Origin of the sequence: Mycobacterium sp. H4Y (assembly GCF_000364405.1) — a bacterium.
Classification (GTDB): Bacteria; Actinomycetota; Actinomycetes; order Mycobacteriales; family Mycobacteriaceae; genus Mycobacterium; species Mycobacterium intracellulare.
Map to the genome: position 1 here is coordinate 1,284,157 of NZ_AKIG01000002.1, position 15,739 is coordinate 1,299,895.

Annotated in this window: 16 protein-coding genes; 8 read left to right on the top strand and 8 right to left on the bottom strand. The window is 67.7% G+C overall.

The genetic code is table 11. The features are described 5' to 3' along the window. Positions 1-15: 15 nt before the first annotated feature. Together W7U_RS19895 and W7U_RS19900 are read right to left on the bottom strand one after the other, a co-directional pair. Complete coding sequence (locus W7U_RS19895) at positions 16-1,170, bottom strand: NAD-dependent formate dehydrogenase (RefSeq protein ID WP_008261811.1); 1,155 nt, start codon at positions 1,168-1,170, stop codon at positions 16-18. A 109-nt stretch (positions 1,171-1,279) separates the two neighbouring features. Then, a complete protein-coding gene (locus W7U_RS19900; RefSeq protein WP_008261812.1) occupies positions 1,280-2,191 on the bottom strand; it encodes a LysR family transcriptional regulator in 912 nt (303 codons plus the stop codon). A gap of 88 nt (positions 2,192-2,279) precedes the next feature. Here W7U_RS19900 and W7U_RS19905 point away from each other — a divergent pair, with 88 nt between their 5' ends. Beyond that, complete coding sequence (locus W7U_RS19905; RefSeq protein ID WP_008261813.1) at positions 2,280-2,492, top strand: DUF2945 domain-containing protein; 213 nt, start codon at positions 2,280-2,282, stop codon at positions 2,490-2,492. Positions 2,493-2,511: 19 nt separating this feature from the next. Beyond that, complete coding sequence (locus W7U_RS19910; RefSeq protein ID WP_008261815.1) at positions 2,512-3,069, top strand: DUF488 domain-containing protein; 558 nt, start codon at positions 2,512-2,514, stop codon at positions 3,067-3,069. Between the two features lie 45 nt (positions 3,070-3,114). On the opposite strand, the gene W7U_RS19915 is transcribed toward W7U_RS19910, so the two are convergent. Then, on the bottom strand, positions 3,115-3,819 hold the full coding sequence (locus W7U_RS19915; RefSeq protein ID WP_008261816.1) for a helix-turn-helix domain-containing protein: 705 nt from the start codon (positions 3,817-3,819) through the stop codon (positions 3,115-3,117). Between the two features lie 200 nt (positions 3,820-4,019). Between W7U_RS19915 and W7U_RS19920 the strand changes: the two genes are divergently transcribed. Both W7U_RS19920 and usfY read left to right on the top strand, forming a co-directional pair. Beyond that, positions 4,020-4,424 carry a hypothetical protein gene (locus W7U_RS19920; protein ID WP_008261818.1) on the top strand — a complete coding sequence of 135 codons (405 nt, stop codon included), beginning with the start codon at positions 4,020-4,022 and terminating at the stop codon, positions 4,422-4,424. 16 nt (positions 4,425-4,440) lie between these two features. Then, positions 4,441-4,716 carry a protein UsfY gene (usfY, locus tag W7U_RS19925; RefSeq protein WP_008261820.1) on the top strand — a complete coding sequence of 92 codons (276 nt, stop codon included), beginning with the start codon at positions 4,441-4,443 and terminating at the stop codon, positions 4,714-4,716. Positions 4,717-4,751: 35 nt separating this feature from the next. On the opposite strand, the gene W7U_RS19930 is transcribed toward usfY, so the two are convergent. Further along, positions 4,752-5,225 carry a DUF309 domain-containing protein gene (locus W7U_RS19930; RefSeq protein WP_008261822.1) on the bottom strand — a complete coding sequence of 158 codons (474 nt, stop codon included), beginning with the start codon at positions 5,223-5,225 and terminating at the stop codon, positions 4,752-4,754. Between the two features lie 18 nt (positions 5,226-5,243). Next, positions 5,244-6,893 carry an acetolactate synthase large subunit gene (locus tag W7U_RS19935; protein WP_008261824.1) on the bottom strand — a complete coding sequence of 550 codons (1,650 nt, stop codon included), beginning with the start codon at positions 6,891-6,893 and terminating at the stop codon, positions 5,244-5,246. An 80-nt stretch (positions 6,894-6,973) separates the two neighbouring features. Between W7U_RS19935 and W7U_RS19940 the strand changes: the two genes are divergently transcribed. After that, positions 6,974-8,392: an NADP-dependent succinic semialdehyde dehydrogenase gene (locus W7U_RS19940; RefSeq protein ID WP_036429637.1), complete on the top strand. Its 1,419-nt coding sequence runs from the start codon at positions 6,974-6,976 to the stop codon at positions 8,390-8,392. Positions 8,393-8,396: 4 nt separating this feature from the next. Here W7U_RS19940 and W7U_RS19945 read toward each other — a convergent pair whose 3' ends face one another. From W7U_RS19945 to W7U_RS19955, 3 genes are all read right to left on the bottom strand, one after another. Next, complete coding sequence (locus W7U_RS19945; protein WP_008261828.1) at positions 8,397-9,338, bottom strand: R2-like ligand-binding oxidase; 942 nt, start codon at positions 9,336-9,338, stop codon at positions 8,397-8,399. Next, positions 9,335-10,021, bottom strand: coding sequence for a TetR/AcrR family transcriptional regulator (locus W7U_RS19950; protein ID WP_008261830.1), 687 nt, complete (start codon positions 10,019-10,021; stop codon positions 9,335-9,337). The genes W7U_RS19945 and W7U_RS19950 overlap by 4 nt, the downstream gene beginning before the upstream one ends. A gap of 189 nt (positions 10,022-10,210) precedes the next feature. Then, positions 10,211-11,920 (bottom strand): acyl-CoA dehydrogenase family protein, encoded by a 1,710-nt coding sequence (locus W7U_RS19955; protein WP_008261831.1) that lies wholly within the window; start codon positions 11,918-11,920, stop codon positions 10,211-10,213. A gap of 124 nt (positions 11,921-12,044) precedes the next feature. Between W7U_RS19955 and W7U_RS19960 the strand changes: the two genes are divergently transcribed. The 3 genes from W7U_RS19960 (at position 12,045) to W7U_RS19970 (ending at position 15,714) form a co-directional block, all read left to right on the top strand. Next, positions 12,045-13,025: a phosphotriesterase gene (locus W7U_RS19960; RefSeq protein WP_008261832.1), complete on the top strand. Its 981-nt coding sequence runs from the start codon at positions 12,045-12,047 to the stop codon at positions 13,023-13,025. Then, entirely contained in the window at positions 13,018-14,499 is a 1,482-nt protein-coding gene (locus W7U_RS19965) for an AMP-binding protein (protein ID WP_008261833.1), read from the top strand. The genes W7U_RS19960 and W7U_RS19965 overlap by 8 nt, the downstream gene beginning before the upstream one ends. A 192-nt stretch (positions 14,500-14,691) precedes the next feature. Continuing rightward, on the top strand, positions 14,692-15,714 hold the full coding sequence (locus tag W7U_RS19970) for a methyltransferase (protein ID WP_008261834.1): 1,023 nt from the start codon (positions 14,692-14,694) through the stop codon (positions 15,712-15,714). The last annotated feature ends 25 nt before the right edge of the window (positions 15,715-15,739 follow it).

The following is a 15,739-nucleotide window of genomic DNA, read 5'->3' on the forward strand; positions in this document are numbered from 1 at the left end:
GGCCGATGCCCGCGACTACTTCTGGTAGGACAGCGCCCCGGTGCCCGCGAGCCTGCCGCCCTCGACGATCAGGTACTCCGGACGGATCGGCGTGCCGGCCAACCAGCTTTCCAGGATCTCCCGGGTGCCGGCCGCGTAGCGCGCCTGCGCCGACAGGGTCGTCCCCGAAACATGCGGCGTCATCGCGTTATTCGGCATCGTCCGCCACGGATGGGCGACCGGCGGGGGCTGCGGGTACCACACGTCGCCGGCGTAACCGCCGAGTTGCCCGCTGCGCAGCGCGTCGGCGATCGCTTCCGGGACGGTCTCCTCGGCGCGGGCGGTGTTGACGATGTAGGAGCCACGCCGCATCGTCGAGATCAGCTTCTCGTCGAACATCGCGCGGGTGTCCGCGTACAGCGGCGAGTGGATCGAGACCACGTCGACCGCCCGCACCAGCTCCTGCACCGTGGGATGGAACGTCACGTTCAGTTCCTTTTCGACCTCCGGTGCCAACCGGCGGGTGTCGGTGTAGTGCAGGTTGACGTCGAACGGCGCCAACCGGCGCAGCACCGCACGCCCGATCCGTCCGGCGGCGATCACACCCACGTCCATGCCCTCGAGGTCGTAAGCGCGCTCGACGCAGTCGGCGATGTTCCAGCCGCCCTCGACGGCCCACCGGTGGGACGGGACGAAATTGCGGACCAGTGCCAGGATCTGCATCACCGCGTGCTCGGCGACGCTGATGCTGTTGCTGTAGGTCACTTCGGCCACGGTGATCCCGCGCTCCTTGGCCGCATCCAGATCCACGTGGTCCGAGCCGATGCCGGCGGTCAGGGCCAGCTTGAGCTTGGGCGCCTTGGCGATGCGCTCCTTGGTCAGGTAGGCCGGCCAAAACGGTTGCGAGATCACGATTTCGGCGTCGGGCAACGCGCGTTCGAACTCCGAGTCGGGTCCGTCCTTGTCCGACGTCACCACCAGTTCGTGGCCCGCGTCTTCGAAAAACTTGCGCAGCCCGAGGGCGCCCGACACGCAGCCAAGCAACTCACCGGGCGTGAAATCGATCGTTGACGGAGTCGGCACGGTGCTGCCGTCGGGATATCCGTGGATCGTCGGGATGCTGTCGCGCGCGTAGGCCGGCGGGTATCCGTCGACGGGGTCGGGATAAAGCACCATCACACACTTGGCCATTGAATTCTCCTTAACTGGCGATCAACCCCAGTCTCACGGCGCGGCCACGGGCTGTCCAAGACGCGATTCCGACTGGCTGATAGGCGACGCCGATCAGTGGAGACGGGGGCTAGGACCGCTCGGAGAGCGTGGCGCCGATGCGGGCCTCGCGCGCGGTCCGCCGCAACGCCCGCGCCAGCAACGAACCCGGCTCGGCCCGGTTGGTGACCAACGCGATCAGCGCGGTGACCGAGGGCCGGCGCAGTCGCAGCACGCTGGCCCCGGCGGGGATGCCCAGGGTGTGGATCCACGGTTGGGGCACGATGCTCGCCCACCGGCCGGTGCGCACGTGCGCGAACAACGCTGCCACGGAGTCGGTTTCCAGCTGCGGTGTCACCTCGAGGCCGTGGGTGGCCAACGCGTCGTCGATGACCCGGCGCCCGCGCATGCCCTGGGTGAGCAGGCACAGCGGCAGCTGCACGGCATCCGACCACGCGATGGTGTCCGACTCGCCGCCCAGCAGCTCGGCGGCGGCGATGAGCACCGGTTGTTCGTGGTAGAGCGGGGTGACCAGCAGGTCGGCCGTGTCCTGTTGGTCCGGATAGAGGATGCCGGCGTCCAATTCGAACTTGCGGACGCGTTCGACGATGCCGGCCGATCGCAGATTGACCTCGAGCCGGACCCGCACCAGGGGATGCGCGGCACAGAACGGATCCGTAAGCAGCGCAACGGTGGTCGATGCGGCCGGGACCACCCCCAGCCGCAACTCGCCGGTCAGCCCGGCCTGCAGCGCGGTGACCTCCCGTTTGAGCGAGTCGCGGTCGGCCAGGATGCGCCGCGCCCAGGGCACCAGCCGCTCGCCTTCGGGGGTGAGGCCTTCGAACCGCTGCCCCCGCCGCACCAGCGGGACGTTGAGTTCGGATTCGAGCTTGCGGATGGCCTCCGACAGCGCGGGCTGCGACACGTAGCACGCCCGCGCGGCGCGCGCGAAGTGGCGCTCTTGCGCGAGCGCGACGAAGTACTCCAGCTGACGAAACAGCATGCGCCCATTCGACCACGCGCACGGTTACTCGTCGCAGTGGTGGGGGAACCCACGCAGCGAACCACAACGCACGCGAAGGAGGCGCACGGTGGCCAAACAGTTCGAGGTCGGGGACCACGTCCGATGGAATTCGGAAGCCGGTCACGTCAGCGGCATCGTGGTCAAGAAGCACACCCGCGACACCGAGTACAAGGGCCACAAACGGCACTGCACGAAAGACGACCCGCAATACGAGATCAGAAGCGACAAAACCGACCACATCGCGATGCACAAGGGCGACGCCCTGGAGAAGATCGACTAGGACACGCCGCGACACCACCATGAGCGACGACGGCGAGATCTGGACGATCGGGCATTGGACATGCCCGGTGCCCACCTTCCTGGAACCCCTCGATCAGGCCCGCATCGACCTGCTCGTCGACGTGCGCGCCCAGCCCGGCTCGCGACGCAATCCCCAGTTCGGCAGTGCGGAGATGGCGCGCTGGCTCGGCGACGCCGGCATCGGCTACCTCCACCTTCCCGCGCTCGGGGGACGACGCGGCCGGCAAAGCGTCGACCCCACCATCAACGCGGGCTGGCAGAACGCCAGCTTCAAGAATTACGCCGATTACACCCTCACCGACGAATACCAGCGCGGCCTGGCGGAACTGATCACGCTCGCCCGCTCCCACCGCGTGGCGATCATGTGCGGTGAGCCCGTGCCGTGGCGATGCCATCGGCAATTGATCGCGAACAGCCTTGTCGCCCAGGGCTGGACGGTATGGCACCTCATCAGCGGATCCGCGCCGCGTGAGCATCGACTCGGACAATGGGGCGCCACACCCGTCGTCGACGAGCGCGGGCGGGTGACGTACCCGGCGGACGCCGGCGGTGCCTGAATAACACACTGAGGCAACGGGTTTGGCACGCGGCAGCGCCGTGAGCTAGTCAGCGCTTGCCGCGACCACCACACAGCACCGGCCCGGCGTCGGCTGCAGCCGGGCATCCAGGCAACGCGGGGTCATCGCGTCCACCATCCCGTTGATCAGCGCGTGGTTCATGCCGCAGGCCAATTCGGTCTGTTCCTGAGCCAGCGCATGGAACGGGCAGTTGACCAGATACACGCCGTCGTCGTCGTGACCCGGTTCATAGCCATACTCCCGCAACAAGCTGGCCACCAGTTTCAGCGCCGCACGCGCGTCGGCCGGCCGCCGGCGGGCCGCGCTCAGCGCGCTCTCCGCGATGCTCCGGCCGTAGTCGTGGGCGTTGCGGTGCAACACCTCTACGACGGGCGCGCCGCTCTGCTGGGATTGGACGATGGCCCGGCCCATCAGCCGCCCGGCCAACTCGTACTGACGTTGCGGCAAACTCACGGCGATGTCGCGACGGACACGTCGGTACAGCTTCGAGGTGCGCCCCGCTCCCGGGCCGGTCCGGCCGGTCAACCGGGCGTAGTCACATTCCAGCAGGCCTTCGGCCGTCAGCCGGTCGAGATGAAACTTCGCCTGGTGCCGGGCGATTCCCACCACTTCGGCCGCCTGATCGCGGCTCACCGGTCCGGGCTGCGAACACACAAACTGATACAGCTCGTAGCGCACGGGGTCGGCGAGGGCGCCGATTCCGGCGGCATCGCGTTGCAGTTGGTCCATCGCGCCCACTTCTAAATCACAAAAGTCTTGACGTTACAGCGAATAATTTCTAAAGTTTAATTACTTATCTGTTAGTTTTCAGGAGCCGCCATGGTCACCTTGCCAACCAGCGCCGCCCACATCCATCGGTTCGACGATCAGGCTACCCGCGCGCATCGCCGACCACGATGCGATATCGCCGTGGTAAAGCGCCCGGTGTCGTGAAGCACTTTGTGCTCCGGACCGCCGCGCGGTCGGCCACCTGGACCATCGGGCTGGCGCTGGCGGCGAGGACCGTTCCCCACGTTGTGCTGACGGCATCGGGCCTCATCGTTGCCGTGGTGTTCTTCTCGGTAACGCAGACGACCCTGTCGGTGAAGATCTTGAAATTGCCCCATGGATACGCGTCGCTGCTGCTGGGCTGCACCGGCCTGACCCTGACCATCGGCGCGATGAGCCTGGCTTCGGTGTCGACGCACGGACTCAGCATCTACGGCGGCGCATCGTGGCTCGCCGCGACGGTCATGGTCTGGCTCGTGACGACGATCGGCGCGATCCTGCTGTTCGACGTCTACGTTCCCCGTGATATCGGCTTCCCCAAAGTTGCCGAGTCACTGCGGAATTGACCGACGAGAGGGAACCATGGGAGACACACATCACGACCCGACCGATCGTCATCGGACGGCACACCCACGCGCCGGTCTCACGATGAAGGACAACTTCTTTTGGCCCGGGTTCATTCTGCTGGGGGTCGCATTGTGCGGCATCATCGCCAGCTTGGCCGTCGCCGCCTACCAGCATTACGAATGGCTCAGCACGGTGGCGATCATCGCGCTACTCGCCACCGTCGCCGCAACCTTGTGGTTCGTTGTGGAACTTCGCCGGGTCACGCTGTTGGAGAATCAACAAGACGGGTAACGGGACGCGCCGATCCCGTTGGCGAGCCGGCCATTTCAGGCCGTCAGGCGGGGCCGTAGCCGCGATGCGGTGATATCCGCCCCGGCGGCGAGGGCGTCGATCAGCGCATCGGCGAAGTCCACCAGCCCGGCCGCATCAACGGCGTGCGGCGCCGGCCGATCCTGCTGCGCCAGATGGGCGCGGGCACGGCTGAGCAGCGTGGTCGCACCCTTGACGTTGCCACGCTGCGCGTGGGTGATCCCCACCGCGAGCTGCGTCAGGCCTTGCCACAGGGCCTGCTCGTCGGCCGGTCCGTTCTTCCAGGCGGCCTCGAGCACCTCATGGGCGTTGAAGGCGAGGCCTCGGTCCAGCAGATCCTGGGCGTATGCCAGCGTCTCGACCGGCGCCAGCGCCAGGTCGTCCGGAATGCGTGGAACGCCTTCGCTGCCCGGCGGCAGGGGCCGGCCCAGGGCGTCGCGGGGTCGGGCGCTGCGCGGCCGGCCCGATTCGTCGCGATCACGCTCGGTCATCGGCAATGGATTCCCGAATCACAGCGTTTCGTCCAGCTCGCCGAGCCGGTCGGTCAGCCGCAGGTTCTCCGAGTAGTCGACCGGGCAGCTGATCAACGAGACGCCCTCGTCGTCGAGCGCGGCGCGCAGCGTCGGGAGCAGTTCGTCGGCATGAGTGATCCGATATCCCTTGGCGCCGAAGCTTTCCGCGTACGTCACCACGTCCGGGTTGTTGAATTTCACGTAGTAGTGCGCCCCGAGTTCGAGATCCATCTTCCATTCGATGAGGCCGTACCCGCCGTCCTCCCAGATCAGCACGACCAGCGGTATCCGCTCGCGCACGGCGGTCTCGATCTCCTGCGAGTTCATCAGGAACGCGCCGTCGCCGACGACGGCCAGCACCTTGGACTCCGGCTGCGCCAGCTTGACGCCGAGCGCCCCGGGAAGGGCGAAGCTCATGGTGGACAGGCCGTTTGAGATCAGGCAGGTGTTCTTTTCGTACGTCGGGTAGAGCCGGGCCATCCACATCTTGGTGGCGCCGGTGTCGACCAGGACGACGTCGCTGCGGCCCAGCGCCGCGCGGGTGTCGGCGACCACCCGCGCCGGCGCCAGCGGGTAGCGCGAATCCTGTTGCCCCCGGGCGAATTCCTCGGCGAGCAGGCCCGACCCGGGCACGTCGGCGGCGTGGCTGAAGCTGTGACCGGACAGCGCGTCGGTGAGGGCGTTCAGCGAATCGCTGATGTCCCCGATGATCCCCACGTCGACCGAGTAGTGCGCGTCGACCTCGGCGGGGAACCGGTGAATGTGGATGATCTTCTTATCGGCCTGGGGGTTGATGCGGACCGGGTCGAATTCCTGCAACTCGTAGCCGACGGCGATGACGACGTCGGCGTTGTCGAACCCGAAGTTGACGTAGTCGTGCCGCATGAAGCCCAGCGTGCCGATGCTGTTGCGGTGGTCGTCGGGCATGACGCCCTTGCCGTGGAAGGTGTTGGCCACCTGGATGCCGAACTCGTCGGAGAAGCGCACCAGGGCTTTGGTGGCGTCGGCGCGCGCGGCGCCGTGCCCGGCCAGCACCACCGGGCGCTTGGCGTTGCGCAGGATTGCGACGGCGCGTTCCACCTGGCGGGGCGCCGGAGCGTCGGGGCGCACGACGTTGCGCGGCAACGGCCCCAGGTCGGAATAGTCGGCGGCATCTGCATCTATGTGCTCGGGCACCGCGAGATAGACCGCGGCCGGGCGTTCGGACTCGGCGAGCTTGAACGCCTTGCGCACCATCTCCGGGATGGCGCGCGGGGTCGGGATGCCGGCCGCCCACCGGGTGATCGGGGCGAACATCGACACCAGGTCGACGTATTGGTGCGACTCCTTGAATTCCCGGTCGTGGCCCACCTGCGCGGAGATGGCGACCAGCGGGGTGCTGTTGGTGGTGGCGTCGGCGACGCCGAGCTGCATGTTGATCGCGCCGGGCCCCAGGGTGGCCGACACCACCGCCGCCCGGCCGGTGACCCGGCCGTACATCTCGGCCATGAAGGACGCGGCCTGTTCGTGCCGGGTGAGCACGTAGCGGATGGGCGACGCCGCCAGCGCCTGCACGAATCGGATGTTCTCCTCGCCGGGCACCCCGAACACGACGGAAACACCCTCGTTTTCCAGGCACTTGACGATCAACTCGGCGGCTCTGCTCATCCGGCACCTCCCTTGAAGGAACGATAGTGGCAGGGTGGGTGTTGGACTTTTCAGCTACTCATCCGATGAAGGAGGGCCAGGTGCCCATCGCCACCATTAACCCGGCTACCGGCGAGACAGTGAAAACCTTCACCCCGGCCACCGATCAAGAAGTCGATGCCGCGATCGCCCGTGCCTACGAACGCTTCCTCGACTACCGCCACAACACCACGTTTGCCCAGCGCGCGGGGTGGGCAAACGCCACCGCCGACCTGCTGGAAGCGGAGGCCGACGACGTCGCCGCCATGATGACGCTGGAGATGGGCAAGACCCTGAAATCGGCCAAGGCCGAGGTGTTGAAGTGCGCCAAGGGTTTTCGCTACTACGCCGAGCACGCCGAGCAGCTGCTCGCCGACGAGCCGGCCGACGCCAAGGCGGTGGGCGCGAAGAAGGCCTACATCCGCTATCAACCGCTCGGCGTCGTGCTGGCGGTGATGCCGTGGAACTTCCCGCTGTGGCAGGCCGTGCGGTTCGCCGCCCCGGCGCTGATGGCCGGCAACGTCGGGATCCTCAAGCACGCCTCGAACGTCCCCCAGAGCGCGCTGTATCTTTCCGACGTCATCACCCGCGGGGGCTTCCCCGAGGGCTGCTTCCAGACCCTGCTGGTCTCCTCCAGCGCCGTCGAGCGCATCCTGCGCGACCCGCGCGTCGCGGCGGCCACCCTGACCGGTAGCGAGCCGGCCGGCCAGTCGGTGGCGGCCATCGCCGGCGACGAGATCAAACCGACGGTGCTCGAGCTCGGCGGCAGCGACCCGTTCATCGTGATGCCCTCGGCGGACCTGGACGAGGCCGCCAAGACCGCGGTCACCGCCCGGGTGCAGAACAACGGCCAATCCTGCATCGCCGCAAAGCGGTTCATCGTCCACACCGACATCTACGACGCGTTCGTCGACAAGTTCACCGAGCGCATGGCCGCGCTCACCGTCGGCGACCCGACCGACCCCGACACCGACGTGGGCCCGCTGGCCACCGAGTCCGGCCGCGACGAGATCGCCAAGCAGGTCGACGACGCCGCCGCCGCGGGCGCCACCATCCGCCTCGGCGGCAAGCCCATCGACGGGCCGGGCTGGTTCTACCCACCGACGGTGGTCACCGACATCACCAAGGACATGGGCCTCTACACCGAAGAGGTGTTCGGCCCCGTCGCGTCGATGTACCGCGCCAAAGACATCGACGAGGCCATCGAGATCGCGAACGCCACCACGTTCGGCCTGGGGTCCAACGCCTGGACCAACGACGAGGCCGAGCAGCAGCGCTTCATCGACGACATCGAGGCCGGCCAGGTCTTCATCAACGGGATGACGGTGTCCTACCCCGAGCTGGGGTTCGGCGGCGTCAAACGGTCCGGCTACGGACGCGAACTCGCGGGCCTGGGCATCCGCGCGTTCGTCAACGCCAAGACCGTCTGGGTCGGCGAATCCGAAAGCGGCTCCTCGTCGGGCGACGACAAGGTCGAGTGAGCTGCTAGGCCGACGCGCCCGCCAGCGCCTTTTCGTCCTCGTCGGCGAACGTGTCCTCGAGCTGCAGCGGCGAGTAGTCCAGGTCGATCTCGCCGAGCGGCCGGCCGCGGGCGCTGGAGATGGTGCCGAACCGCCGCATCCCCTTGTCGGAGGCGTAGGCCATGAACTCGTCGACCGACAGGCCGAAGGGCATCGGGTCGTAGAGGGCGAAGCCCTCCTCGATCAGCCGCAGCCCGAGCGGCATGAGTTCGTTCATGCGCGTTTCGAAGACGCCCCAGTTGGCGTCGTCGGCGGCCACGTGGCGACGGCACGTGAAGGTGCCCCACGCCATGTGGCGGCGCTCGTCGTCGCCGATCCGCCGGACCAGCTCCTGCATGCCGGGCAGGATGCCGCGCTCCACGCAGATCTTGTGCCAGCCGAAGTAGCCGGTCAGCGCCAGCATGCCCTCGACCATGTGGTTGTAGGTCACCGACGCCCGCACCTGGGCGGCCGGCGACGGATCGAGCGTCAGCGCGTTCAGACACTCCGGCAGTTCCTCGTAGAAGATGGTGCGGTAGGTCGGGACGTCGTCGAGGAAGTAGTGCAGGTCCTCGGTGATGCCCACGGCGTCGAGCCACATGCGGAACACCTGGACGTGCTTGGCTTCCTCGAAGGCGAACTGCGTCAGGTACATCTCGTCACCCAGCCGGCCTTCGGCCCGCATCGCGGCCATGAACGGCTGGATGTCCTGGGTCACCGATTCCTCGCCGGCGATGAACTCGGCGCACAACCGCGTCGCATAGCTGCGTTCGTCGTCGGTGAGGCGCTCCCAGTCCTCCCGGTCGCGGGAAAAGTCGATGTCGGCCGGATTCCAGAATTTCGCGTTGCCGCCCGCAAACAGCTTGAGCGGCAAGCTGTCCCAGTTGAGGCCGCCCTCGGCCATCGAGGCGATTCGGGTTCGATTCATGAGACCTCCTCAGATCGTTGGGGGGCTGAATTGACGGAGGAGTCCTCCGAGAACGCCGCGGCCAGCACGCCGACGAGCCTGCGCACGGCCAGCGCCGGCTGCTCGGGGGTGGGCTCGTCGAGCCCGAGGACCGGGTCCAGCCCGCGCATGTAGGGCGCCAGCGCCAGGTGCGGAAAGATCAACAGCAGCAACGACAACAGCGCGTCGGTGTCCGACTCGGCGCGCAGGTCGCCGCGCACGTGCGCGTCGCGGACCAGCGGGCGCATCACTTCCAGGTAGTGGCGGTGGATGACGTTCTGCACGCTGACGCGGGCCTCGGTGTCGACTTCGAGGGTCGCCGCGGCGTGCAGCGCGCGCTCGTGCGGGTGGTCGGCAAAGTAGGCCACCCAGGCGTCAAGCCAGTCGGTCAGGAACTCGAAGAAGGGCCGGCTCGGGTCGAGTTCGCGGATGCGCCCCTCCATGTAGGCCCGCACCCGCTGGCTGGCGATGTCGGCGATGAACGCGTACAGGTCGCGCTTGTCGGCGAAGTACTGGAACAGGCTGCCCTTGGCGACGCCCGCGCGGCGCGCGATGACGTTGAGGCTGCCGCGGGAGAAGCCGTGCGCCCCGAATTCCGCCTCCGCGGCTTCGATGATCGCGGCGCGACGAGCGGGGTCGACGCGCGCCCAGGTGACCGTCGGCAATGCTGGCTCCTCGCTTCGATGACCACTGGTCATACTACGGTGACCTGCGTCACAGTCAAGGGGTGTCGGGTCTCGGGTGTCGGGTCTCGGGTCCAGCCGCCCCGCCGAGTGCCCGGCGGCCCGGGCGCTCGAATCCCAACGCCCGGCCGGCCGGGCGCTCGGCGAGCGAACTTCAGGGGCGCAACGAACCTAGGGGCGCATCTGGTAGGCGCCGCTGAGCGGAAGGACGTGCTCCTTCCAGATCTGCGCGTACCGCGACGGGTCGTGGACCGGGCGGCGGATCATCCGCATCGCGTAGCGTGCCTGGGCGTCCGTCGTCGCGGGCTTGTCGCTCAGCTCCACGGCGTAGGCGTTGAAGTCGCGGACCAGCACGGCGAAGATCTCGTCGAGCAATCCCTCGTCGATGCTCTTGTCGGAGCCCGAGAGCCCGGCCTCCTCCAAGATGAGCTGGGCGTAGGGCACCGTGGCGAACAGTTGACCGACGGCGAACGCGAAGTCGATGTCCTTCTGCTGCGCGGCATCCGGAGTGGCGCTGGCCAGCATCTCGGCGAGCACGTCGACCTGCGAGCGCAGCAGCGCGACGTTGGGCAGGTGGCCGAAGCTCTCGAACGGCGCGCGCCAGTCGTGGAAGCGCACCTTGCCCAGGCCGCCCGTCGGGCCCTGGTCGAACAGGAACGAGTCGTCGGCCGCGTCGTCGCGGCGCGGAAGCACCGGCAATTCGGTGCTGGGCGCGAACAGGAAGTTGGGCATGAACTTGCCCAGCAGCCCGATGTTGATGTGGACGGTGCCCTCCAGCCGGGGCAGCAGGCCGATCTCCCGGGTCATCGCCTCGAAGATGGTGTCCTTCTCCACGCCCTTGGCGGCGATGACGTCCCACAGCGCGGTGATGACGCGCTCGCCCTCGCTGGTGATCTTGGCCTTGGTGAGCGGGCTGTACAGCAGGTAGCGGCGGTCGGTGCCCGACGCGCTGCGCATGTAGTCGCAGGCGCGCGTGGCGACCATCCGCATCGCGACCAGCCGCGCATACGCGTCGGTGAGCAGTCGCCGCACATGCGTGAAGTCGGTGACGACGGTCCCGTACAGGATGCGGTTGGACGCGTGGGTGACCGCCTCGTACATCGCGTGGGTACACATGCCGACCGCGCCCCAGCCGAGGTTGTACTTGCAGACGTTGACGGTGTTGAGCGCGGCGTGGAAGGCCTCCGTGCCGCGGTGCAGGATGTCGGCCTCGGTCACCGGGTAGTCGCGCAGCGCGTAGTTGGCGACGTAATTCTGCGAGTTCACCACGTTCTTGATCAGGTCGTAGCGCTCGTGCTGGGAGTCGGCGGCGAAGAACACGTACTCGTTGGTGCCGGCGAACTTGCCGAAGGTGGAGACCATCCGGGCGACGTTGGCGTTGCCGATGTAGTACTTCTCCCCATTGGCGACCCAGCCCCCGTCGGAGGGCGCCAGGTTCATGTCGGTCTGGTAGACGTCGGCACCGTGCGTCCGCTCCGACAGGCCGAACGCGAACACCTCGCCGGCCTCGAGCAACCCGGCGGCCTTGCGCTTGGCGTCGGCGTTGGCGCTCATCCAGATCGGGCCCAGGCCCAGGGCGGTGACCTGGAAGGGGTACCAGTAGTTGAGCCCGTAGAAGCCGACGATCTCGGCGAACGCGCTGATCCGGTAGGTGTCCCAGCGGCAATCGTCGACCCCGTAGTCCGAGGGCGTCAGCAGCGACGCGAAGATGCGCTCGCGGCCGATGTGGTCCAAAAACTCGGAGTACCAGACCCGTTCGTGGTCGTCGGACTTCAACCGCGCCTTGCCCCGGGACTCGAAGAAGTCCACCGTCGAGGCCATGATCTCCGCGGAGCGGCGGTCCGGGTACTGGCGTTGCAGGTGATTGGGATTGAGCAACATGGCGGGACTCCCAGCGGTTCTCGACGCAGACGAGGGTGACGGTACTGCAACGGCGCGGCCGTCGGGGCGCACCGGAACAAAACGACCCTGTTCGTCACGTGCCCGTCGACCTAGCATCAGTGGCGTGTCAGAACTCAATACCGCCCGCGGGTCCATCGACACCGCCGCACTGGGCGTCACGCTCATGCATGAGCACGTGTTCATCATGACCACCGAGATCGCCGAGAACTATCCCGAAGCCTGGGGCGACGAAGAACGGCGGGTGGCCGACGCCATCGACCGGCTCAACGAGCTCAAGGCCCGCGGCGTGGACACCATCGTCGACCTCACGGTGATCGGCCTGGGCCGCTACATCCCGCGCATCGCCCGCGTCGCGGCGGCCACCGAGCTGAATATCGTTGTGGCGACCGGGCTTTACACCTACAACGACGTGCCGTTCCGGTTCCACTACGAGGGCCCCGGCGGGCTGCTGGGCGGCCCGGAGATCATGACCGAGATGTTCGTCCGCGACATCGAGCAGGGCATCGCCGACACCGGCATCAAGGCCGGAATCCTCAAGTGCGCCACCGACGAGCCCGGCATCACCCCCGGCGTCGAGCGGGTGCTGCGCGCCGTCGCCCAGGCGCACAAACGCACCGGGGTGCCGATCTCCACGCACACCCACGCCGGACTGCGACGCGGCCTCGAGCAGCAACGCATCTTCGAGGAGGAGGGCGTCGACCTGACCCGGGTGGTGATCGGCCATTCCGGCGACAGCACCGACATCGGCTACCTCGAGGAGTTGATCTCCGCCGGCTCCTACCTCGGCATGGATCGGTTCGGCCTCGACGTGATCTCGCCGTTCGAGGAGCGGGTGCGGATCGTGGCGGAGATGTGCGAGCGTGGGCACGCCGACAGGATGGTGCTCTCCCACGACGCCAACTGCTACTTCGACGCGCTCCCCGAAGAGCTGGTGCCGCAGATGGCCCCGAACTGGCATTACCTGCACATCCACAACGACGTCATCCCCGCGCTCAAGGAGCGCGGCGTCACCGACGAGCAGCTGCACACCATGCTGGTCGACAATCCGCGCCGCATCTTCGAGCGTCAGGGTGGCTATGAGTGAGCCGGTCCCGCCGATCGGCACCCAGATTTCGCAGCTAGCCCAACTCGCCCCCGACGAGCCGGCCGTCACCTGTGACGGGGTGACCCTGACCCGGGCCGAGCTCGACCGCTCGACGAATCGATTGGCCCGGGCCTACGCCGAGCGGGGCGTGGGTGTCGGCGACTACGTGACCATGGTGCTGCCGAACTCGATCGAGTGGATCCAGGCCGCCGTGGCCTGCTGGAAGCTGGGCGCGGTGCCCCAGCCGCTGTCGGCTCGGCTGCCCGACGCGGAGTTGGCGGGCCTGCTCGAATTGCGGCCACCGGCCTTGTTGGTGGGGCGTGATCATGTCGAATTCCCCTGTGTGCCAGCGGGTTTCGTGCCCAATCCGGCGCTGCCGGACGGCGCGCTGCCCGAGGCGGTGTCGCCGGTGTGGAAGGCGATGGGATCCGGCGGCAGCACCGGGCGGCCCAAGCTGATCGAATCCGGCGGCGACAGCCGGATACCGCCGCTGATCGGCTACCCGCTGGGCGCCCAGGAGGGCGACACCACGCTGGTGCCGGTGCCGCTGAGCCACAACACGGGCTTCACCACGGCCACCATCGCCCTGCTGATGCGCCATCACCTGGTGCTGATGAGCCGGTTCGATCCGGTTCAGTTCCTCCGGCTGATCACCGATCATCGCGTCACGTTCCTGACGACGGTGCCGACGATCATGCAGCGGACGCTGCCGGTCTATCACGCCGACCCCGGCTCCTACGACCTGTCCTCGCTGCGGCGGTTCTGGCACCTGGGGGCGCCGTGCCCGCCGGCCATCAAGCAGGCGTGGATCGACCTGCTGGGCCCGGAGAAAGTGTGGGAACTCTACGGCGGCACCGAATTACAGGCGCTGACCTTCATCTCCGGCGACCAGTGGCTGGCGCACCGGGGTTCGGTGGGCGTGGTCGTCGCCGGCGAGATGAAGGTGCTCGACGACGACGGCAACCCGTGCCCGCCCGGTGTGGTCGGCGAGATCTACATGCGGCCCGGGCCCGACAGCGCGCCCACCTACCGCTACGTCGGCGCCACGGCGAAAAGCCGCGACGGCTGGGACTCGCTGGGCGACCTCGGGTATTTCGACGACGACGGCTTCCTGTACCTGTCGGACCGCCGCGTCGACATGTTCACCGTCGGCGGCCGCAACGTCTACCCCGCCGAGATCGAGAACGCGCTGTCGGCGCACCCGGAGGTGTTGTCGTGTCTGGTCGTCGGAGTTCCGCACGGGGACCTGGGCCAGGTGCCCTACGCCCTGGTGCACACGGCCGACGGCTCCACCCTGGATTCCGTTGGCGTGCAGGCTTTCCTGCGCGAACACCTGGCGGCGTACAAGGTTCCACCCGGCCCCGACTTCATTGAATTCGTCGACACCCCGTTGCGTGACGACGCCGGCAAGGCCCGCCGCTCGGCGGTCCGGGACCGGATCCTGCAACGGCTTCAGACCGCGGAAGCCCGCTGACCCGACACCTTCGAAATCGACGGCAAGCCACCCGATATGAGGCGGCGGGGGGCGCTCGAGAGCAAGAAGTGATACTTGTCGAGTCCTGTCATCACCGGGTAATGGAGAACGATGCCGCCTAAGTCACCGACATCGACCCCGAAACTGCCGCCCGCCCGGGTGGCTCGCGCGGTCGAACGAGTCCGTCATCACGTGGGGCGGCTACACCAGCGACTGGCGCCTCCGCCGATCGCGGTCATCGATCTCATCTTCGGAGCCTTTCTGTCGCAGGCCATCTCGGCATCCGCGCAGCTGGGTATCGCCGACGCGCTGGCCGCGGGCCCGCTGACCAAGGAGGAACTGGCGGGGCGCATCGGGGCCGACCCGGACAGCGTGGCGCGGCTGATGCGGTTGCTGATCAGCCGCGGCGTGTTTCGCAGGCGCCGCGACGGCCGTTTCGCACTGAACGCGCTGGCCGACACGTTGCGCACCGATTCGCCGGTCTCGACGCGTGGGGCCGCCCTGCTATTCGGCTCGCCGCAGCACCGGGCGAACTGGACGCGGCTGGCCGACGCGGTGCGCACCGGAGAGCCGAACCCCTCAAAAGTGTTCGGTAAGGACTTCTTCGACTATCTCCGCGACGACCCGGAGTTCGCGGAGATCTTCAACAGCGCCATGACCTCCACGTCGTCGGTGCTGGAGGCGGCGGTGGTCGCCGCCTACGACTTCACCCAATTCGGTGTCATCGCCGACATCGGTGGCGGCCACGGCCGGTTACTGTCGTCGATTCTCACCGCCGCCCCCGATGCCCGCGGCGTGCTGTTCGACCTCCCCGAGGCAGTCGAGGGGGCGCAACCGGTGTTGACCGCGCACGGTGTCGCCGACCGAGTCACTGTGACGGGCGGGTCGTTCTTCGAAAGCGTGCCGGCCGCTGACGCCTATGTGATGAAGAACGTCATCCACGACTGGCCCGATGACACGGCCATCGCGATCCTGGGCACCATCAAAGCCGCGGCCCCTCCGGGCGCGACGCTGCTGCTGCTGGAGATGGTCGTCCCCGATCACGACCGCGAATTCCTGGGCCACTACGCCGATATGGAGATGCTCGTAATGGCGGGCGCACTGGAGCGCAGCCTCACGCAGTGGACCGACCTACTCCGGCAGGGCGGCTTCCGACTGCAGCGCGTGGTGCAGACGGCAGGCCCGCTCTGCGTCATCGAAGCCGTGCCCAGCTAGCGGTGTGTCATGCCAGTAGCACCAG